Annotated in this window: 17 protein-coding genes; 10 read left to right on the forward strand and 7 right to left on the reverse strand. The window is 67.9% G+C overall.

What is annotated here, in order from left to right:
- Positions 1–12: 12 nt before the first annotated feature.
- Both ACTIEY_RS14585 and ACTIEY_RS14590 read right to left on the reverse strand, forming a co-directional pair.
- A complete protein-coding gene (locus tag ACTIEY_RS14585; RefSeq protein ID WP_439519857.1) occupies positions 13–507 on the reverse strand; it encodes a DNA-deoxyinosine glycosylase in 495 nt (164 codons plus the stop codon).
- Complete coding sequence (locus ACTIEY_RS14590) at positions 504–1358, reverse strand: TatD family hydrolase (RefSeq protein WP_439519858.1); 855 nt, start codon at positions 1356–1358, stop codon at positions 504–506. The genes ACTIEY_RS14585 and ACTIEY_RS14590 overlap by 4 nt, the downstream gene beginning before the upstream one ends.
- 25 nt (positions 1359–1383) lie before the next feature.
- On the opposite strand from ACTIEY_RS14590, the gene ACTIEY_RS14595 reads away from it, so the two are divergent.
- On the forward strand, positions 1384–1809 hold the full coding sequence (locus tag ACTIEY_RS14595; RefSeq protein WP_439519859.1) for an META domain-containing protein: 426 nt from the start codon (positions 1384–1386) through the stop codon (positions 1807–1809).
- Between the two features lie 43 nt (positions 1810–1852).
- Here ACTIEY_RS14595 and lolD read toward each other — a convergent pair whose 3' ends face one another.
- Positions 1853–2527, reverse strand: a complete 675-nt coding sequence (gene lolD / locus ACTIEY_RS14600; protein ID WP_439519860.1) for a lipoprotein-releasing ABC transporter ATP-binding protein LolD — start codon at positions 2525–2527, stop codon at positions 1853–1855.
- Positions 2520–3776, reverse strand: a complete 1257-nt coding sequence (locus ACTIEY_RS14605; RefSeq protein ID WP_439519861.1) for a lipoprotein-releasing ABC transporter permease subunit — start codon at positions 3774–3776, stop codon at positions 2520–2522. Before ACTIEY_RS14605 ends, lolD begins: the two co-directional genes overlap by 8 nt.
- A 36-nt stretch (positions 3777–3812) precedes the next feature.
- Between ACTIEY_RS14605 and ACTIEY_RS14610 the strand changes: the two genes are divergently transcribed.
- From ACTIEY_RS14610 to ACTIEY_RS14645, 8 genes are all read left to right on the forward strand, one after another.
- Positions 3813–4805: a phosphoglycerate mutase gene (locus tag ACTIEY_RS14610; RefSeq protein WP_439519862.1), complete on the forward strand. Its 993-nt coding sequence runs from the start codon at positions 3813–3815 to the stop codon at positions 4803–4805.
- Complete coding sequence (gene recJ / locus ACTIEY_RS14615; RefSeq protein ID WP_439519863.1) at positions 4802–6538, forward strand: single-stranded-DNA-specific exonuclease RecJ; 1737 nt, start codon at positions 4802–4804, stop codon at positions 6536–6538. Before ACTIEY_RS14610 ends, recJ begins: the two co-directional genes overlap by 4 nt.
- Positions 6539–6734: 196 nt before the next feature.
- Positions 6735–7517: a spermidine synthase gene (locus ACTIEY_RS14620; RefSeq protein ID WP_439519864.1), complete on the forward strand. Its 783-nt coding sequence runs from the start codon at positions 6735–6737 to the stop codon at positions 7515–7517.
- 7 nt (positions 7518–7524) lie between these two features.
- Positions 7525–9333, forward strand: a complete 1809-nt coding sequence (locus ACTIEY_RS14625) for a GspE/PulE family protein (protein WP_439519865.1) — start codon at positions 7525–7527, stop codon at positions 9331–9333.
- A gap of 17 nt (positions 9334–9350) precedes the next feature.
- Positions 9351–9845: a tripartite tricarboxylate transporter TctB family protein gene (locus ACTIEY_RS14630; RefSeq protein WP_439519866.1), complete on the forward strand. Its 495-nt coding sequence runs from the start codon at positions 9351–9353 to the stop codon at positions 9843–9845.
- A gap of 19 nt (positions 9846–9864) precedes the next feature.
- Positions 9865–11415: a tripartite tricarboxylate transporter permease gene (locus ACTIEY_RS14635; RefSeq protein WP_439519867.1), complete on the forward strand. Its 1551-nt coding sequence runs from the start codon at positions 9865–9867 to the stop codon at positions 11413–11415.
- Positions 11416–11485: 70 nt separating this feature from the next.
- Positions 11486–12427 carry a DMT family transporter gene (locus ACTIEY_RS14640; protein ID WP_439519868.1) on the forward strand — a complete coding sequence of 314 codons (942 nt, stop codon included), beginning with the start codon at positions 11486–11488 and terminating at the stop codon, positions 12425–12427.
- A 26-nt stretch (positions 12428–12453) separates the two neighbouring features.
- On the forward strand, positions 12454–13251 hold the full coding sequence (locus ACTIEY_RS14645) for an SDR family oxidoreductase (RefSeq protein WP_439519869.1): 798 nt from the start codon (positions 12454–12456) through the stop codon (positions 13249–13251).
- 4 nt (positions 13252–13255) lie between these two features.
- On the opposite strand, the gene ACTIEY_RS14650 is transcribed toward ACTIEY_RS14645, so the two are convergent.
- On the reverse strand, positions 13256–14197 hold the full coding sequence (locus tag ACTIEY_RS14650; protein WP_439519870.1) for a DMT family transporter: 942 nt from the start codon (positions 14195–14197) through the stop codon (positions 13256–13258).
- Between the two features lie 121 nt (positions 14198–14318).
- Here ACTIEY_RS14650 and ACTIEY_RS14655 point away from each other — a divergent pair, with 121 nt between their 5' ends.
- Positions 14319–15314 (forward strand): quinone oxidoreductase family protein, encoded by a 996-nt coding sequence (locus tag ACTIEY_RS14655; RefSeq protein ID WP_439519871.1) that lies wholly within the window; start codon positions 14319–14321, stop codon positions 15312–15314.
- Between the two features lie 61 nt (positions 15315–15375).
- On the opposite strand, the gene ACTIEY_RS14660 is transcribed toward ACTIEY_RS14655, so the two are convergent.
- The gene (locus ACTIEY_RS14660; RefSeq protein WP_439519872.1) at positions 15376–16524 is read right to left on the reverse strand and encodes an aminotransferase class V-fold PLP-dependent enzyme; all 1149 of its coding nucleotides are present in this window, start codon (positions 16522–16524) and stop codon (positions 15376–15378) included.
- 73 nt (positions 16525–16597) lie between these two features.
- Positions 16598–18256, reverse strand: coding sequence for a Na/Pi cotransporter family protein (locus ACTIEY_RS14665; protein WP_439519873.1), 1659 nt, complete (start codon positions 18254–18256; stop codon positions 16598–16600).
- Positions 18257–18306: the final 50 nt, after the last annotated feature.

Raw genomic sequence — 18306 nt, forward strand, 5'->3', positions numbered from 1 at the left:
CTTGTTTTGCGGTCACGCCACGCCGTGTCGCCGCAACACTTCGGCCCAGGCCGACAGCTTGCGGTCGAAGCTCCAGCTGGCATTGGCCGGGCTGGTGGAAGGAAGCCGGTACACCGGCAAACCGAAAGCCTGCGTGTGCCGCGCATGGCGAAAACTCTCCCCGCCGTTGTGGGCAATCGCCTCCAGCAACGGGCATTCGCGCAGCGCACCGGCGAAATCGTTGAGCTCGGCGTTTTCGATCGCGGTGTCCAGGCTGCCCTCTCGCTCGCAGGCGCGGTACACGTCCCAGACGCCCAGGCCACGTTCGCGCAGCACCCCCACGCGTTCCGCATAAGGCATGGCCAGCAGGGGCAGGGCCCACAAGGCGCCGAGGATTTTCCAGAAATGGTTCTGCGGGTGGCCGTAGTACTGCTGGGCGCGCAGCGATGCCACGCCGGGAAAACTCCCCAGCACCAGCACGCGCGTGTGGGCGTCCAGCACCGGCGCAAGTCCCTCGAGCCGCTTCATCCCAGCGCTTTCAGCCGTGGCAGGGCTGCCCATGCGTTGGCTTGTGACGCCGCCTGCATCTCGTCCGCGCCAATGCCGCGCAAGCCGGCCACCACACCCCCGATGCGCGGCAGCTCCGCGGGCGTGTTCACGCCCTGTGCTCGCCCTGTGGCGCGCTCGGCTGCCGTGGCGTACAGCCATTGCGGCGGGATGTCGGGCGAATCGGTCTCCAGCACCAGGGCGTCCAGTGGCAGGCCGACGGCCAGCCGACGCAGTTGCCTGGCGGGCTCGAAGGTGACGGCGCCGCCGAAGCCCAGCTTGAAACCGTGCTCCAGAAACGCCTGAGCCTGCTGTTCGCTGCCATTGAAGGCGTGCGCGATGCCGCCGCCCGTGGGCAGTTCGCGCAGGTGCTTGAGCAACACGTCGGCGCTGCGGCGCACGTGCAGGATCACCGGCAGGTGGTGCTTGCGCGCGAGCCGGAGTTGAGCGCGGTAGAAGGCCGCCTGCCGCTCGCGCATTTCGGGCGTGCACAGCGCCGGCACGAAAAAATCCAGCCCGATCTCGCCCACCGCCACCAGGCGGGGATCGTCGCGGTGCGCGGCCAGCGAGGCGTCCAGTGCGTCCAGATCGCTCTCTTGCGCCTCTGGCACGCAGAGGGGATGGATGCCCAGGGCGTAAGCGTCGCCCAGGCGATGGGCCAGCAGACGCACGGTGTCGAAATTGCCCCGCTGCACCGCGGGAATCACACATCGACCCACCCCGAGCGCGGCTGCGCGTTCGCGCGCGGCCACGGCCAGCGCGTGGTCGGCGCCGAACTCGGGAGCATCCAGATGGCAGTGTGTGTCGATCCACATGGCGGTATAACGGGCCATTGTGCCGTCTTGAAAGGAATCCCCGATGCCGTCCACCTTCCGACTTGCCGGGCTCATTGCGCCCGCGTTGATGGTTCTTTCTGCCTGTGCCATGCCCGGCGCACCCGCCGCCGCGCCGCTGGTGGGCAGCGAATGGCGCCTGGAAGATCTGGGTGGCAGCGCCGTGCTGGATGGCGCGCAGGCCACACTGGTGTTTCCTGAAGCCGGGCGCGTCGCCGGCAACGGTTCATGCAACCGCTTCTTCGGCTCCTATACCCTCATGAGCGATCGCATCGCCATTGGCCAGATGGGGGCCACGCGCATGGCCTGCGCGGGTGCGGTGGGAGAGCAGGAGGCGCGTTACCTGGGCGCACTGGAGAAGGCCGAACGCGTGGAGGTGCAGGGCAGGACGATGCGGGTGCATGTGAAGGGGATGGACAAGCCACTCCGTTTCACGAGAACAAAACCTTGAATGACCACGCTCCGCCTTGAGGACGGGTCTGTGGCGAATCGCCTCAGGTCAATACACCCGTCGTCAGCCGAAGGACACGGCCACACCGCGCCGCCAGCGTCTCATCGTGCGTGACCACGATGAAGGCTGTGCCCTGGTCGCGGGCAAGTTCCATCATGAGTTGAAACACGCCTTCGGCGGTGCTGCGGTCGAGGTTGCCGGTGGGCTCGTCGGCCAGCACGCAGGCGGGTTGGGTGACCAGCGCACGCGCAATGGCCACGCGCTGGCGTTCACCACCCGAGAGTTCCGCAGGACGGTGGCCGAGCCGGCTGGCCAGCCCCACACGCTCCAGCATCCTGGACGCGCGCTCGGCCGCTTCGGCGCGCAGCATGCGGCGAATCCACAGCGGCATGGCCACGTTGTCGCGGGCGCTGAACTCGGGCAGCAGGTGGTGGAACTGGTAGACGAAACCCAGATGCTGGTTGCGCAGGTCGCCCTGCTGGGCCGCGCTCAAGCCCGAGAGCGCCTGTCCCATCAGCTGCACGCTGCCGCCGGTGGGCGCGTCCAGCCCGCCAAGCAGGTGCAGCAGGGTGCTCTTGCCTGAGCCGGAAGCACCCACGATGGCCACGGTCTCGCCGGCGCGCACGGTGAGATCCACGCCGGTGAGCACGGTGACGTCCAGGCGTCCTTCGTGGAAGCGTTTGGTGAGGCCCTGGGCCTGAAGAACGATGTCACTCATAGCGGAGGGCTTCGGCAGGGTTCACGCGGCTCGCGCGCCAGCTTGGGTAGATGGTGGCCAGGAAGGACAGCACCAGCGAGATCACCGCCACGGGCATGATGTCGGCGCGCTGCGGGTCGCTGGGCATGCGGCTGATGAGGTAGATGTCCTGTGGCAGGAAGCTCGCGCCGAGCAGCTTTTCCAGTGCCGGCACCAGCGTGTCGATGTTGAAGGCCACGCCCAGGCCGAGCAGCAGCCCCGCACCCGTGCCAATGATGCCGACCATGGCGCCCTGCACCATGAACACGCCCATGATGCTGCGCGGGCTCGCGCCCAGCGTGCGCAGGATGGCGATGTCGGCGCGCTTGTCGGTCACGGTCATCACCAGCGTGGAGACGAGATTGAACGCGGCCACTGCCACGATCAGTGTGAGGATGATGAACATCATGCGTTTCTCGAGCTGCACGGCGGCGAACCAGGTCCGGTTCTGGCGTGTCCAGTCGCGCACCAGCAGGCCGGGATCGAGCCCCGCGGCCATCGAAATCGCCACCTCGCGCGCCGCGTGCAGGTCCTTGATCTTCACGCGCACGCCCGTGGGGCCTTCCACGCGAAAGATGCGCGCGGCGTCTTCCTGGTGCAGCAGGGCCAGCGCCGAGTCGTACTCGAAATGCCCGGAATTGAACACACCCACCACGTTCATCTGCCGGATGCGCGGCACCACGCCGGCGGGCGTCACCTGGCCACTGGGCGCGATCAGCGTCACGCTGTCGCCCACGATCACGCCCAGGCTGCGCGCGAGTTCCCCACCCAGGATCACGCCGAACTCGCCTGGCACCAGGCGGGGCAGCACGGTGGCGGCGAGATCGGCCGCGAGATCGGTCACCTTGGGCTCCAGTGCGGGATCGATGCCGCGCACCAGCGTGCCCTTCATGTCTTCGCCGCGCGCAATCAATGCCTGTGCGCCCACGAAAGGCGCTGCGCCCAGCACTTCGGGGTGGCCCTCGATGCTGGCCAGCACGCGGGGCAGATCGGGAATGGCCTGTCCGCTGGGCTCGAACACCTCGATGTGCGCCAGCACACCGAGCATGCGGTCGCGAACTTCCTTCTGGAAGCCATTCATCACCGAGAGCACGATGATGAGCGCCGCCACGCCCAGCGCGATGCCCAGCATGGACACCCCGGAGATGAAGGAAATGAAGCCGTTGCGCCGGGTGGCGCGGCCTGCGCGCGTGTAGCGCCAGCCCAGGATGAGTTCGTAGGGGGTTTGCATGGGAGGTGGGATTGTGGCATCCCCGACAATCGGACCATGCCCTTGACGCCCACGTCTTCCGAGTCCACCACGCACCTGCTGGTTCCCTTCGCCAGCGCGAGCGACCCGGCCTGCCGTGCCGCGCTGCCGGGTCTGGTGCTGCCGAATCTCGGCGAACTGCTCGCGCTGTTGTCTCCCGCCCATGAAGACGTGGGCGAGGACCACAGCCTGAGCCCACCGCACGAACGCGCCCACGCCCGTGCCGTGGGCCTGCTGGGCGCCGACGGGAAACCCTTCGCTGACGGACGCATTCCCTGGTCGGCGGCGACGAGCACGCAGCCTACGCAGCCCCAGGCCTGGTTCACACCCTGCCATTTCCAGGTGGGGATGGAGCAGGTGACGCTGCTGCCCGCAGAGCAGCTCGGCCTGGACGAAGAACATGCCCGGCCGTTGTTTGACGCGCTGGCGCCGTACTGCGCGGAAGACGGCATCCAGCTTGCGTACACCGCCGCCACGCGCTGGCATGCCCGGGGCGAGCCGCTGCGCGACCTGCCGTGCGCCAGCCTGGACCGGGTGGCCGGCCGCTCGGTGCAGGCCTGGATGGGCGAAGGCCTGGCGCACACCCCCGGGGGCCAGTTGCTCAAGCGGTTGCAGAGCGAAGCGCAGATGTTGTTCTACACCCACCCCGTGCACGACGCCAGAACGGCGGCGCGGCTGCATCCCGTGAACGGCTTCTGGGTGAGCGGCGCGGGCGCTCTCGACCATCCGGTGGCGTTCCACGCCTCGCCCGCCATGCCCAATGGCTTGCGCCGCGCTGCGCTGCAGGCCGACTGGCCTGCGTGGCAGCGGGCGTGGTCTGAACTGGATGGCGGTGACATGGCCGCGCTGCTGTCCCGCGCACGACGCGGCGAACCGGTGACGCTCACCTTGTGCGGCGAGCGCACCGCCCGCAGCTGGACGCTGGCACTCAAACGTGGGTTCGGCCTCGCGCGCATGATGCAAAAGCTGCGCGGCACACCTCCCGCCTGGAAAGTTCTGGAGACCCTATGAAGATCATCAACCGCGACGTGCCCCCGCGCGCCGCCTGGGCGCTGGAGCAAGGCGGCCTGCACCCGTTGCTGGCGCGCCTGTTTGCCGCCCGCGGCATCACCAGCAAGGACGAGCTCGACGACGCGCTGGCGCGCCTGATTCCCCCCGCGCAGATGCTCGGCGCCCAAGAGGCAGCGCGGGCGCTGGCCGATGCCATGGCTTCGAGACAGGCCATCTGCATCGTCGCCGACTACGACTGCGATGGCGCCACGGCCTGCGCCGTGGGTCTGCGCGGCTTGCGCCTGCTGGGCGCACCCCTGGGTTTCGACCGTGTGAACTACCTCGTGCCAGACCGCGTGACGGACGGCTACGGCCTCACGCCGTCGATCGCCAGGCGGGTGAAGGCGCAGGGCGCGGACGTGCTGGTGACGGTGGACAACGGCATCGCCAGCGTGGAAGGCGTGCGCGCTGCGCGCGAGCTCGGCCTGCAGGTGATCGTGACCGACCACCACCTGCCTGCGTTGAGGGACGGGGAGGTCACCCTGCCGCAGGACTGCATCATCGTCAACCCCAACCAGCCCGGCTGCACGTTCGAGAGCAAGTCGATCGCGGGCGTGGGCGTGATGTTCTATGTGCTGCTGGCGCTGCGGGCAGAGTTGCGTGAACGCGGCGTGTTCACGGCTCAGGAGCAGCCGCGCATCGACGCGCTGCTCCCTCTGGTGGCGCTCGGCACCGTGGCCGATGTGGTGAAGCTCGACGCCAACAACCGCCGCCTCGTGGCGCAAGGCCTCAAGCGGGTGCGCATGGGCGCCATGCCACCGGGCATGACGGCGCTGTTCAATGCCGCCGCGCGCAAGCCGGCAGCGGCCACCGGGTTCGATTTCGGTTTCGCGCTCGGCCCGCGCCTGAACGCGGCGGGGCGCCTGGCCGACATGACTCTGGGCATCGAATGCCTGAGCACCGACGACGCCTTGCGCGCCGACGAGCTCGCGCGCGCGCTGGATGGCATCAACCGCGAGCGCAAGGTGATCGAGGGCGACATGCGCGAGCAGGCGCTGCAACTGGCCGAAGAGATGTTCGATGAGTCGGAGGAGCCTCCACCCGCGCTGGTGGTGTTCGACCCCGACTTCCACGAGGGTGTGGTGGGCATCGTGGCCTCTCGCTTGAAGGACAAGCTGCACCGCCCGACGTTTGTGTTTGCCGCCAGCGGCGCCCAGGGCAAGGAGCACGAGCTCAAGGGCTCGGGCCGTTCCATTGCGGGCTTTCACCTGCGCGATGCGCTGGACCTCGTGGCCAAGCGGCATCCCGGCGTGCTGCTGCGTTTCGGTGGCCACGCCATGGCGGCAGGTTGCACCATCGACGAGGAGCACCTGGACACCTTTGAAGCGGCGCTGCAGCAGGTGGCGCACGAATGGCTGGACGCGGCCACGCTGCAACGCCGCATGGAGGCGGATGGCCCGCTGGAAGCAAAGTACCGCCGACCCGATCTGGTGGACACGCTGCACCAGGAGGTGTGGGGCCAGGGTTTTGCGCCGCCGGTGTTCTGCGAGGAAGTGCAGGTGGTGTCGCAGCGGCTGGTGGGGGAGAAGCACCTGGCGCTGAAGCTGAAACACCAGGGGGAGCCGGTGGATGGCATCTGGTTCAGCCACACGGAGCCTTTGCCCGAGCGCGTGAAGATTGCGTTTCGGCTGGACGCGGATGAGTGGCAGGGGCAGCGGCGGGTGCGATTTCTGGTTGAGGCCGCCGAGGTTTGAGCCTTTCCATACCTCGCGGCTCGGAGCGACTGGGCGCTCTGCTCCGCGAATGTCCTCCGCCGGCCTTCGGCGGTCTCCCCCTTTATTTCGCTGCGCAGAGCGCCCAGTCGCTCCGAGCTGACCAGGTTTTTCGCTCCATGGAAAAAGAAGACCACAGGAACATGGTGATCCGAATGAAGAGAAAAGGAAGCGCCACATGAAAGCCGGAGCCAACGCCGCAGCCCTCAGGCGTCGCACACCTCAGAGCCTGCCCGAGGTCACCATCTCCGAAGACAGCGAGGTTCGTTTCCTCCATCTGGGCACCGAGTGGATCCAGGGCTCCATGCTGCTGGATGCACCCTTCGACATCGAACTCGACTACGTCCAGCGCATGATGGCCTGGCTGCTGTTCGTCGAACCCGACACGGTCAGCAAGCGGCGCGCGCTGCAACTCGGCCTGGGCTCGGCCGCCCTCACCAAGTTCTGCTTCAAGAAGCTGCGCATGGACACCACCGCCATCGAGATCAATCCGCAGGTGCTCGCGGTGTGCCGGCAATGGTTCAAGCTCCCGGCCGACGGGCCGCGCCTGCGCGTGGTGCTGGCCGATGCGGGTGAAGAGATCCGCCGTGCCGATCACATCGCAGCCTTTGATGCGCTGCAGGTCGACCTGTACGACCACGAGGCGGCCGCACCCGTGCTCGACAGTCCCGACTTCTACGCCGATTGCCGTGCCGCACTCACCGACGAAGGCTGCCTCACGGTCAACCTGTTTGGCCGAGACGCCAGCTACGAACGCTCCTTGCAAAGCCTCTGCGCTGCATTTGGCGAGGAGGCGGTGTGGGCCTTCAAGCCCACGCGGGAAGGCAACACTGTGGTGCTGGCCCAACGAACCGCCTCGCGACCGTCTCGCATGGCCCTGCTCACGCGCGCCGAGGGGGTGCAGGAGCGCTGGGGTTTACCCGCTGTGAAGTGGTTGCGCCTGTTCAAACCGGTATCCTGATTGCGCCATGAAGACCTTGCAGAAGCCTCACCCCTCACACGTCGAAGGCCCCCTGGACTGGCGCCGACTGGTGGACTGGCTGCGTGAAGACGGCGTGATCTCGGCCGAGGAGGCCGAGCGCACCATCGCCCGCTGTTCTTCCGCCCACAGTTCGCAACACCCCTTGCAGCGCCTGTCGGTGGTGGGCATGTCGCGCGCGGCCGATCGGCACGTGCTCGATGTCGAGGAGCTCACGCAATGGCTGGCCGCGCGCAGCGGCCTCGAGTACATGCGCATCGATCCCTTGAAGGTGGACGTGGGCAAGGTGGCTGACGTGATGAGCGCGGCCTACGCCGAGCGCCACAAGGTGCTGCCGGTGCTGGTGAGTCCCACCGATGTGGTGGTGGCCACGGCCGAGCCGTTTCTGCGCGACTGGGTGCCCGAGGTGGAGCGTCAGACGCGCAAGACGGTTCGTCTGGTGCTCTCAAGCCCGCAGGCCATCAGCAGCTTCACCGCGGAGTTCTTCGCGTTGGCCAAGTCGGTGCGCGCGGCCAACAAGAGCGGGGGCCAGGCCGGGTTCGGCAGCTTCGAGCAGCTCGTCGAAATGGGCAAGGCCAACAAGCAGCTCGACGCCAACGACCAGGGCGTGGTGCAGGTGGTGGACTGGCTCTGGCAATACGCCTTCGACCAGCGCGCCAGCGACATCCACCTGGAGCCGCGGCGCGAGCAGGGCGTGATCCGCTTCCGCATCGACGGCGTGCTGCACCCGGTGTACCAGATGCCGATCGGCGTGATGAACGCGATGACCGCGCGCATCAAGCTGCTCGGCCGCATGGACGTGGTGGAGCGCCGCCGCCCGCAGGACGGGCGCATCAAGACGCTGCGACCCGGCGTGGGGCAGGCGCGCGGCGAAGAGGTGGAAATGCGGCTGTCCACGCTGCCCACGGCGTTTGGCGAAAAACTCGTCATGCGGATCTTCGACCCCGATTCCACGGTGAAGGACCTGGCTGCGCTGGGATTTGCCGCGCACGACGCGCAGCGCTGGGAAGGGCTCACGAAACACCCGCACGGCATCGTGCTGGTGACCGGCCCCACGGGGTCCGGCAAGACCACCACGCTCTACGCCACCTTGAAGCGCCTGGCCACCGAAGAAGTGAACGTGAGCACGGTGGAAGACCCGATCGAGATGATCGAACCGGCCTTCAACCAGACCCAGGTGCAACCGCACCTGGACCTGGACTTCGCCCAGGGCCTGCGCGCGCTGATGCGCCAGGACCCGGACATCATCATGGTGGGCGAGGTGCGGGATCTCGCCACCGCCGAAATGGCGGTGCAGGCCGCGCTCACGGGCCACCTGGTGTTCACCACCCTGCACACCAACGACGCGCCGGCGGCCATCATGCGCCTGATGGAGCTGGGCATTCCGCCCTACCTCATCAACGCCACGGTACTGGGTGTGCTGGCGCAGCGGTTGGTGCGCACGCTCTGCCCCGCGTGTCGCCAGCCCCTGGGCAAGGAGGAAGTGGCGGCTTCGCGCGACACACTGGCCGAACTGGTGAAGCCCTGGCAAATAAGCGGCAGCTACCGGCCCTTCCAGCCCGTGGGTTGCGTGGACTGCCGCATGACCGGTTTTCGCGGGCGCATGGGGCTTTACGAGTTGCTGGTGGTCACCGAGGGCTTCAAGGACAAGGTGAGCCGCGAGCCGCGTCTGGATGTGCTGCGCAGGCAGGCCGTGCAGGACGGCATGCGCCCGCTGCGCCTGGGTGGCGCGGCCCGCGTGGCCGAAGGCCTGTCCACCATGGACGAAGTGCTGGCCTGCACGCCGCCGGTGCAGTGAGCCGCTGAGCACGCGCCATGATCAAGAACCTGCAGGACTTTCTGGCTGGCCTGCTGTTCCTGGGCTTCGGCGTGGGTTTCGGCTGGGCGGCCACGAGGCACCCGCTGGGTGAAGCGGCCGACATGGGGCCCGGCTACTTCCCCTTGCTCATGGGCCTTCTGCTTGCGCTGCTCGGCGTGCTCATTCTCTTCAAGGCACTCACCTTTGAAGCCCTGGGTGGCGGGCGCGTGCCCCGCTGGGGGCTGGGCTCGCTGTGGCGCGTGCTCGGTGGCCTGCTCTGGCTGGCCTTGTGCACCGGGCCGTCCCAGTGGCCCTGGCTCGGGTCGGCGTTGGCCGGCTTTCCCACCTTCGGTCTGGTGATCGGTGTGGCCGGCCTGTTGCTGGCGGTGGGCTGGGGTGGCGGTGCTCGTGCGGCCTGGTGGTCGCTGGCGCTGGCGGTGGCGATCGGCGCCATCTGGTTGGCATTGCTGGGGCTGAGCGTGCCCCTCTGGCCGGGTCCCGGCGCGGGCTGACGGAAAAGGCGCAGCGACCATGCCGCTCTCCTGGTGGGACTCCTTGATGCTGGGCGCCTCCGCCGTGGGGGCGCTGCAGCCGCTCGCCCTGATCGCGGTGGGCGTGCTGGTGGGCAGCGTGTTCGGCCTGTTGCCCGGCCTGGGTCCCGTCACCGCCATCGCGCTGCTGCTGCCCGCCACCATCGGTCTGCCACCGCTGCCCGCGCTGCTGGTGCTGGCCGGCGTGTATTACGGCGCGCAGTACGGCGGCTCGCTCCCGGCCATCGTGCTCAACCAGCCGGGCGAGGCGTCGTCCGTCATGACCAGTCTGGATGGCCATCCGCTGGCGCGGGAAGGCAGGGCGGGTGCGGCGCTCACCATGGCCACGGTCAGTTCCTTCGCGGCCGGTTGCCTGGGCATCGCGGTCGTGGCTGCCCTGGTGTTGCCGGTGGTTTCGCTCGGCCTCCAGTTCGGATCGGCCGAGCGCTTCATGTTGCTGGTGGTGGGGCTGATGGGCGCCACCGTGCTGGCATCGGGTTCCTTCCTCAAGGCACTGGCGATGACCGTGCTCGGCATCCTGCTCGGCCTGACCGGCTGGGACGTGCACACCGGCACTGCCCGCTTCGTGCCCGAAGCGCTGGAACCGTGGATGGGCCGGCAGAACGGGCTCACCGATGGCGTGGGGTTCATCGCCCTGGCGTTGGGCTTCTTCGTGGTGGCGCCGGTGGCCGCCGAACTGGCGGGCTTGTCCGCCCTTGCCCCTGTGGTCGAATCGGAACCGAGCTCGCCATCGCAAGGCATGGCAGAACGCCCGACCCCGGCGGAATGGCGCGACGCCGTGCCCGCGCTGCTGCGCGGCACGGGGCTGGGCGTGGTCCTGGGCGTGGTGCCAGGTGGGGGTGCGCTGCTTTCGTCGCTGGCGGCCTACCAGGTGGAAAAGTTCGCGTCGCGCCAACGCACGCCCCCGCTTGGCCAAGGCAACCTGCGCGGCGTGGCCGCCCCCGAAGCCGCCAACAACGCCGGCGCACAGACCGCCTACCTGCCCATGCTGGCGCTGGGCCTGCCACCCAATGCCGTGATGGCCTTGCTGCTCGGCGCCCTCGGCCTGCACGCCATCGAACCCGGCCCGTCGGTCATGAAGGTGCAGCCCGCGCTGTTCTGGGGATTGCTCGTGTCCATGTGGGTCGGCAACGTGCTGCTGGTGTTGCTCAACCTGCCGCTGGCGCGTTGGTGGCAACCGGCACTCCTGAGTGTGCTGCGCATCCCGCGCAGGGCCTTGCTCGCCGGCCTTCTGGTGGCCTGCGGCATGGGCGCGCTGGCCCTGGGTCCGCACAGCTGGGGCGTGTGGCTGGTCATGGGCCTGGGCCTGCTGGCCTTTGTGCTCCAGCGCCTGGGTTGCGAAGGCGTCGCCCTGCTGCTGGGCTTCGTGCTCGCGCCGGGGCTGGAGGAACACCTGCGACGCACGCTGCAGCTCTCTCGCGGCGACTGGTTCGTTTTCCTGGAGCGGCCCGTGTCGGCGTTGCTGCTGATGGCGGCGATCGGCTTGCTGCTGGTGGTGGTGTTGCAGCCGGGACGGCGGGGCAGGCGCTGAACCGGATGAGGCGAAGGGGCTGCGGCGTGCTCAAGAGCTTGCCCACCGCCATATCCCGATAATCGACCCGATGTCCGCTACCGCGTCCCCTCCCAGCCCCCACCTCGCCACCGGCCTCACGCTGGCCATTGCAGGTTCGATCGCCTTCAGCGCCAAGGCCATCATCGTCAAGCTCGCCTACCGGTACGGCGTGGACGCGGTCACGCTGCTCATGTACCGCATGCTGTTCTCGCTGCCGCTGTTTCTGGCGCTGGCGTGGTGGGCGTCCTATCGGCAGGGCGGGCAGGCGGTTCGGCGGCTGGTGCTCAAGCGGCGCGACTGGCTGGGTGTCATCGGTCTGGGGTTTACCGGCTACTACCTCGCCAGTTTCCTGGATTTCTGGGGTCTGCAGTTCATCAGCGCGAGCCTGGAGCGGCTGATTCTTTACCTCAACCCCACGCTGGTGCTGGTGCTGGGGTGGATCATCTACAAGCGTCGCATCACCGGCCTGCAGGCCCTGGCCATGGCCGTGAGCTACGGCGGTGTGCTGCTGGTGTTCGGGCACGAGGCGGGATTCCAGGGGCCCAACGCGCTGCTGGGTGCCGCGCTGGTGTTCGGCAGCGCCATCAGCTATGCGATCTACCTGGTCTACAGCGGTGAACTCGTCAAACGGCTGGGATCGATGCGCCTGGTGGGCCTGGCGACCAGCGTGGCGTGTGTGCTGTGCATTGTCCAGTTCGCCCTGCTGCGGCCCTTGGGCGCAGCGGTGGTGGCGCCCGAGGTGATCTGGCTGTCCATGCTGAACGCCACGCTGTGCACGTTTGCGCCGGTGGTGATGGTGATGATGGCGATCGAGCGCATCGGCGCCGGCCTGGCCGCACAGACCGGCATGATCGGCCCCATGTCCACCATCGTCATGGGCGTGCTGATCCTTGGCGAACCTTTCAACGGCTGGATCGTGGCCGGCACCGTGCTGGTGCTCTCGGGCGTGTTCCTGGTGACGCGCTTTGGTGGTGCTGCTGCCAGCAAATAACTTCAATTCTTTCAGGAGATCGACGCATGGACATGGGCATCAAGGGCAAGTGGGCGCTGGTGGGCGGCGCGAGCAAGGGGCTGGGATTGGGCTGCGCGCAGGCGCTGGCCGGCGAAGGCGTGAACGTGGTCATGGTGGCGCGCCGCCTGCGAGACCTGGAAGAGGCGGTGGCCAGTGTGCGCACGGCATCGCCATCGGTCACGGTGCTGGGCGTGGCAGCCGACATCACCACGGCGGAAGGCCGCGCGGCAGCGTTCTCGGTGGGTGGCGGGCCGGGCACTGCGTTCGACATCGTGGTGACCAATGCCGGTGGCCCGCCGTCGGGAGACTTCCGGGCCTGGGACCGGGAGGTGTGGATCAAGGCGCTGGACGCCAACATGCTCACGCCGATCGAACTCATCAAGGCGACGGTGGACGGCATGGCGCAGCGCGGCTTTGGTCGCATCATCAACATCACCTCCGGCGCGGTGAAGGCCCCCATCGACATCCTGGGGTTGTCCAACGGCGCGCGCAGCGGCCTCACCGGTTTCATCGCAGGCGCAGCGCGCAGCCCGCTGGCCGCGCAGGGCGTCACGATCAACAACCTGCTGCCGGGCGCCTTCGACACCGACCGCCTCAAGAGCCTGTTTGCCGGTACGTCCAGCAAGACGGGCGAGCCGGCGGAGGCCATCGCCGATTCGCGGCGCAAGACGATACCGGCCAGGCGCTTCGGCGATCCGCAGGAGTTCGGCGCCACCTGCGCCTTTCTGTGCAGCGTGCACGCGGGCTACATCACCGGCCAGAACATCCTGGTCGACGGCGGCGCCTACCCCGGCACGTTCTGATCCTTCAGCGGCGCGATGACACCAGGATGCCGCCGACGATGAGCACGAAGCCCACCGCGTGGTACAGGCGCGGTGGTTCGCCGAGCAAGGTGGCCGACATGAGTGCGGCGAAGAGCGGCGTGAGGTTGGAGAAGAACGCCGCCATGGCCGGGCCCACGCGGGCCACACCAGCGCCCCAGCAACGGTAGGCCAGCAGCGAAGGGCCCACGGCCACATAGACCAGCGCGGCGGCCAGCGGCCAGCCCCACTGGATGGCCGACCCTCCTGGCGGCTGCGGGGGCAGCGTGAGCCATTCGCCCGCCGCAAAGAGGCCGGACCACGCCACACCCATCACCACCTGCGCCAGCAGGAAGGCGGCCCAGTCCGACCTGATGTGGGGCGGGTCCTCGCCCGGTCGGGGACGTGCCAGCAACCAGCTGTACCACGACCACAAGATCGCCGCGAGCAGGATCCAGGCGTCGCCCGGTACCAGCTGCAAGGCCTTGAGCTGAGCGAGCTCGCCGCGCGTGAGCACCACCACCACACCCGCGATGGAGAGCCCCGCGCCCAGTGCAGCCAGGCGCGACACCGCCACCCCGTAGAACAGCCTGCCAAGGAGCAGCATCCACACCGGCATGCTCGCAGCCACCAGCGTCACGTTGATCGGCGTGGAGGTCTTCAGGGCGACGTACTGGAGCGCGTTGTAGCAACCCACCCCCAGCAAGCCCAGCAGCGCGAAGCGCCGCCAGTGGGGCCACATGCTTTTATCTCCCGGCCGCAGCACCCAGCCCGCCAAGGGGAGCAACAAGGCCAGCGCCAGCGCCCAGCGCAGGAAGTTCAGCGTGACCGGCGGAACCACGCCCTGCATCAATCGGCCCACGATGGCATTGCCTGCCCAGAGCAGCGGGGGTGCCAGCAGCAGCAAGGTGGTGGAGGGGGAAAGGCGGAGACGCTCGGAATCGGACATGGCAGCACTGTAGCGGCCCGACCAAGTCCGGCCATTGCCCGGGGATGCTGCGCCCGCACGGACGCGGTGCAGAGATTTCGTGGCAGCATGCCGCTTTCATCATCACAAGAGGAGACCCGACATGAGCGAACAAAGCAGCCGCGCCGTGCGCATACACGCCGCTGGCGGCCCGGAGCAACTGGTGATCGACACGGTGAGCGTGGGCGAGCCCGGCCCCGGGCAGGTGCGGATTCGCCACCATGCGGTGGGTCTGAACTACATCGACGTCTACCAGCGCACCGGCCTCTACCCCTTCCCCATGCCGCTGGCGCTGGGCATGGAAGGCGCGGGCGTGATCGAAGCGGTGGGGGAAGGCGTGACGCACCTGAAGGTCGGCGACCGCGCCGCCTACGCCGCCAACCCGCCGGGCAGCTACTGCGACGTGCGCGTGATGCCGGCCATGAACCTTTGCAAGCTGCCGGATGGCATCGATTTCGAAACCGGCGCGGCCATGATGCTCAAGGGCCTGACCGCGCAATACCTGCTCAAGCGCTGCAAGCCGGTGGAAGGCCTCGAGGCCGGCGACTTCGTGCTGTTCCACGCCGCCGCTGGTGGCGTGGGCCTGATCGCCTGCCAATGGGCGAAGGCGCTCGGGCTTCAGCTCATCGCCACGGCGGGCTCGGACGACAAGTGCAGGCTCGCGCTGGAACACGGCGCGAGCCACGCCATCAACTACCGCACCGAAGATTTCCTGGCCCGCGTCAAGGAGATCACGGGCGGTCAGGGCGTGAAAGTGGTCTACGACTCGGTGGGCAAGGACACGTTCGACAAGTCGCTCGACTGCCTGCGCCCATTCGGCCTCTTGGTGAGCTTTGGAAACGCGTCAGGCCCGGTCCCGCCGATGGCCCCGGGCATCCTGGGCGGTAAGGGCTCGATCTACCTCACGCGTCAGACGGTGTTCAGCCACATCTCCAGCCGCGAGCGCACCCAGGCGATGGCGGACGATCTGTTCGCCGTGGTGGCCAGTGGTCAGGTCAAGATCCGCATCGACCAGCGATTCGCGTTGACCGATGTGCAGGCCGCACACAAGAGCCTGGAAGCGCGCGCCACCACAGGCTGCACCGTTTTGTTGCCGTGAGGTTCCGGGGCCTGCGTGTGAACGCCGTCACGCTCCGATCCTGCGAGGTCGTGGCGCGCGATCAGGCAGGCTGACCCTGTTTCGGAGCCACCTCAGCCAAAGCCCGTTCCAGGTGCTTCAACGTACCCGGCACGTCGTGCCACTTGTCCAGGCCGAAGAGCCCGATGCGGAAGGTCTTGAAGTCCGGGCCTTCGTCGCATTGCAATGGCACGCCCGCAGCGGTCTGCAGGCCTTGTGCCAGGAATTTCTTGCTCGACTGGATGTCCGGGTCGGTCGTGAAGCTCACCACCACCCCGGGTGCCTGGAAGCCTTTGGCCGCCACGCTGGCAAAGCCGTGGCGCTGCAGCAGTTCGCGCACCTGGGTGCCCAGCGCCATCTGCTCCTGTCGCACGCGCTCCACACCGTAGGCCTCGGTTTCCTTCATCGTGTCACGCAGGCGCGTGAGGGCATCGGTCGGCAGCGTGCTGTGGTACGCGTGGCCGCCCCCTTCGTAGGTTTCCATGATCTGCAGCCACTTCTTCAGGTCCATGGCAAAGGTGGTGCTCTGCGTGGCATCGATGGCGGCGCGGGCGCGTTCGCTGAGCATGACCATGGCGCAGCACGGCGAGCTGCTCCAGCCCTTCTGGGGCGCACTGATGAGGATGTCCACGCCGGTGGCCTGCATGTCGACCCACATGGCGCCCGAGGCGATGCAATCCAGCACGAAGAGGCCGCCCACCGCGTGCACCGCATCGGCCACGGCGCGAAGATAGTCGTCGGGCAGGATCATGCCGGCGGCGGTCTCCACGTGCGGCGCGAACACCAGCGCGGGCTTTTCCCGCGCAATGGCGGCCACCACCTCGTCGATGGGTGCAGGAGCCCAGGCGGCCTGCGGCCCGTCACCCGTGCGGCGCGCCTTCATCACCGTGTGGCTGGCAGGAATCGCGCCCATGTCGAAGATCTGCGTCCAGCGGTAGCTGAACCAGCCGTTGCGGATCACCAGCACATGCTTGCCGTGGGCAAACTGACGCGCCACCGATTCCATGCCGAAAGTGCCGCTGCCTGGCACCAGCACCGCCGAGCGCGCGCCGTAGACGCGCTTGAGCATGGCCGAGATGTCGGTCATCACGCCCTGGAAGCGCTGGGACATGTGGTTGAGCGCGCGATCGGTGTAGACCACCGAGAACTCGAGCAGGCCGTCGGGGTCGACGTGGGGCAGCAATCCGGGCATGGGTGTCTCCTGTGGCAACGCGCTTCAAAAAGCGGCCTGCCAGCGTAGCACAGCGACCTTTTCGCTGCAGGCCTCAGGTCCGTTCGCTTGCCTCGACCGCCGGGCGCAGGCGGCTGGGTGCCAGCACACCGGCCGAATCCAGGATGGGATAGGCGATGGAGCAGATGTGCGAGTTGATGCGCTTGAGATCACTGATCAGGTCCAGGTGCAGCGCGCTGGTGTCCATGCTCTGCATGCTCTGGTCGGACAGGCGGTTCAGGTGCGTGGCGGCGTACTCGCGCTCCATGTCGCGGAAGCGCACCTTCTCTTCCAGCAGGCGCTGCGCATCGCGCACATTGCCGTTCAGGAACACACTCATCCCCAGGCGCAGGTTGTCGATCAGGCGCGAGTGCAGGTCGGTGATCTCGGCCATGCCGGCCTCCGAGAAATCGCGGCCCTTGCGGATTTTCTTGTCCTCGATGTCGAGCAGCACGCGTTCCACCGTGTCGCCGATCTGCTCCATGTTGATGGTGAAGCTGATGATGTCGGTCCAGCGCCGGCCTTCTTCCTCGCTCAACTGCTGGCGCGAGATCTTGGTGAGGTAGTACTTGATCGACGAATAGAGGCTGTCCACCGTGTCGTCGAGCTTTCGCAGGTCCTGCGCCAGCTTGAGGTCGTTGGTCTTGATCACCGTGACCACGCCGCGCAGCATGGTTTCGACGATGTCGGCCTGGTGCATGGCTTCGCGCGCCGCGCAGGAAATGGCCAGCGAGGGAGTGGCCAGCGCGGAAGGGTCGAGGTGCTTGGGCCGGTCCAGCGGGCTGTTGCCCGCCTGCAGGGGCAGCAGCCGGTCCACCATGCGGGCAATGGGCCGGGTCAGGCCGATGAACACCATGCCCACCATGAGGTTGAAGCTGAGGTGGAACAGCACGGTGAGCGTGGCCGGGTCCTGCACCAGGGGTTGGACGAGCTGCAGCCAGAACGGGATCAGCCATGGCGCAATGGCCACGCCGAGCACCTTGAACAGCAGGTTGCCCAGCGGCACCTGGCGCGTGCTGATGCCCGATTTGGCGGTGGTGATCACCGCCAGCAGGCCGCTGCCCAGGTTGGCGCCCAAGACGAGCCCCAGGGCGACGTCCAGTCCCACCACCTGCGTGGCGAGGGTGGCCGAGAGCAGCACCACCGCCAGACTGGAGTAGGACAGCACCGCCAGCGTCGCGCCCAGCAGGATTTCCAGCAGCAGGTCGCTGCCCAGCGACTCCAGCATGAGTTGCACGGCCGGGTTCTGCGTCAGCACGCTGGTGGACGCCGACACCAGCCGCAAGGCCAGCAGCATCAGGCCCAGGCCGATCAGCACGCGACCGAAGTCGCCCACCTGGGTGCCCTGGCGCGAAATGAAGAGCGTGACGCCGATGAGGATGAAGAGCGGCGAGAGCCAGGAGAGGTCGAAGTGGAACAGCACCGCCATCAGGCTGGTGCCGATGTCGGCGCCCAGCATGACGGCCAGCGCTGCGGGCAGCGCAATCAGGCCCCGGCCGACGAAGGAGCCGGTGATGAGCGCGGTGGCGGTGCTCGACTGCACCAGCGCCGTGACGCCCAGGCCCGAGAGGGCCGCCGTAAAGCGGTTGCCAGTGCTGGTGGCGAGGATCTGGCGCAGGTTGCTGCCGAAGACCCTCAACACGCCCGTGCGCACGAGGTGGGTGCCCCAGACGAGCAGGGCCACGGCGGCCAGGAGATCCAGAAGATGTTTCATGAACCCCAAAACTATACGCGCCGCGTGTGACCCGCGCCGACAGCGCGGAC

The sequence above is a fragment of the Hydrogenophaga sp. genome, assembly GCF_051858985.1.
GTDB lineage: Bacteria > Pseudomonadota > Gammaproteobacteria > Burkholderiales > Burkholderiaceae_C > Hydrogenophaga.

What these genes read in the sequence shown, in the direction of transcription:
- ACTIEY_RS14585 (WP_439519857.1), bottom strand. Translation starts at nt 507, where the DNA reads ATGAAGCGGCTCGAGGGACTTGCGCCGGTGCTGGACGCCCACACGCGC.
- ACTIEY_RS14590 (WP_439519858.1), bottom strand. Translation starts at nt 1,358, where the DNA reads ATGGCCCGTTATACCGCCATGTGGATCGACACACACTGCCATCTGGAT.
- ACTIEY_RS14595 (WP_439519859.1), top strand. Translation starts at nt 1,384, where the DNA reads ATGCCGTCCACCTTCCGACTTGCCGGGCTCATTGCGCCCGCGTTGATG.
- lolD (WP_439519860.1), bottom strand. Translation starts at nt 2,527, where the DNA reads ATGAGTGACATCGTTCTTCAGGCCCAGGGCCTCACCAAACGCTTCCAC.
- ACTIEY_RS14605 (WP_439519861.1), bottom strand. Translation starts at nt 3,776, where the DNA reads ATGCAAACCCCCTACGAACTCATCCTGGGCTGGCGCTACACGCGCGCA.
- ACTIEY_RS14610 (WP_439519862.1), top strand. Translation starts at nt 3,813, where the DNA reads ATGCCCTTGACGCCCACGTCTTCCGAGTCCACCACGCACCTGCTGGTT.
- recJ (WP_439519863.1), top strand. Translation starts at nt 4,802, where the DNA reads ATGAAGATCATCAACCGCGACGTGCCCCCGCGCGCCGCCTGGGCGCTG.
- ACTIEY_RS14620 (WP_439519864.1), top strand. Translation starts at nt 6,735, where the DNA reads ATGAAAGCCGGAGCCAACGCCGCAGCCCTCAGGCGTCGCACACCTCAG.
- ACTIEY_RS14625 (WP_439519865.1), top strand. Translation starts at nt 7,525, where the DNA reads ATGAAGACCTTGCAGAAGCCTCACCCCTCACACGTCGAAGGCCCCCTG.
- ACTIEY_RS14630 (WP_439519866.1), top strand. Translation starts at nt 9,351, where the DNA reads ATGATCAAGAACCTGCAGGACTTTCTGGCTGGCCTGCTGTTCCTGGGC.
- ACTIEY_RS14635 (WP_439519867.1), top strand. Translation starts at nt 9,865, where the DNA reads ATGCCGCTCTCCTGGTGGGACTCCTTGATGCTGGGCGCCTCCGCCGTG.
- ACTIEY_RS14640 (WP_439519868.1), top strand. Translation starts at nt 11,486, where the DNA reads ATGTCCGCTACCGCGTCCCCTCCCAGCCCCCACCTCGCCACCGGCCTC.
- ACTIEY_RS14645 (WP_439519869.1), top strand. Translation starts at nt 12,454, where the DNA reads ATGGACATGGGCATCAAGGGCAAGTGGGCGCTGGTGGGCGGCGCGAGC.
- ACTIEY_RS14650 (WP_439519870.1), bottom strand. Translation starts at nt 14,197, where the DNA reads ATGTCCGATTCCGAGCGTCTCCGCCTTTCCCCCTCCACCACCTTGCTG.
- ACTIEY_RS14655 (WP_439519871.1), top strand. Translation starts at nt 14,319, where the DNA reads ATGAGCGAACAAAGCAGCCGCGCCGTGCGCATACACGCCGCTGGCGGC.
- ACTIEY_RS14660 (WP_439519872.1), bottom strand. Translation starts at nt 16,524, where the DNA reads ATGCCCGGATTGCTGCCCCACGTCGACCCCGACGGCCTGCTCGAGTTC.
- ACTIEY_RS14665 (WP_439519873.1), bottom strand. Translation starts at nt 18,256, where the DNA reads ATGAAACATCTTCTGGATCTCCTGGCCGCCGTGGCCCTGCTCGTCTGG.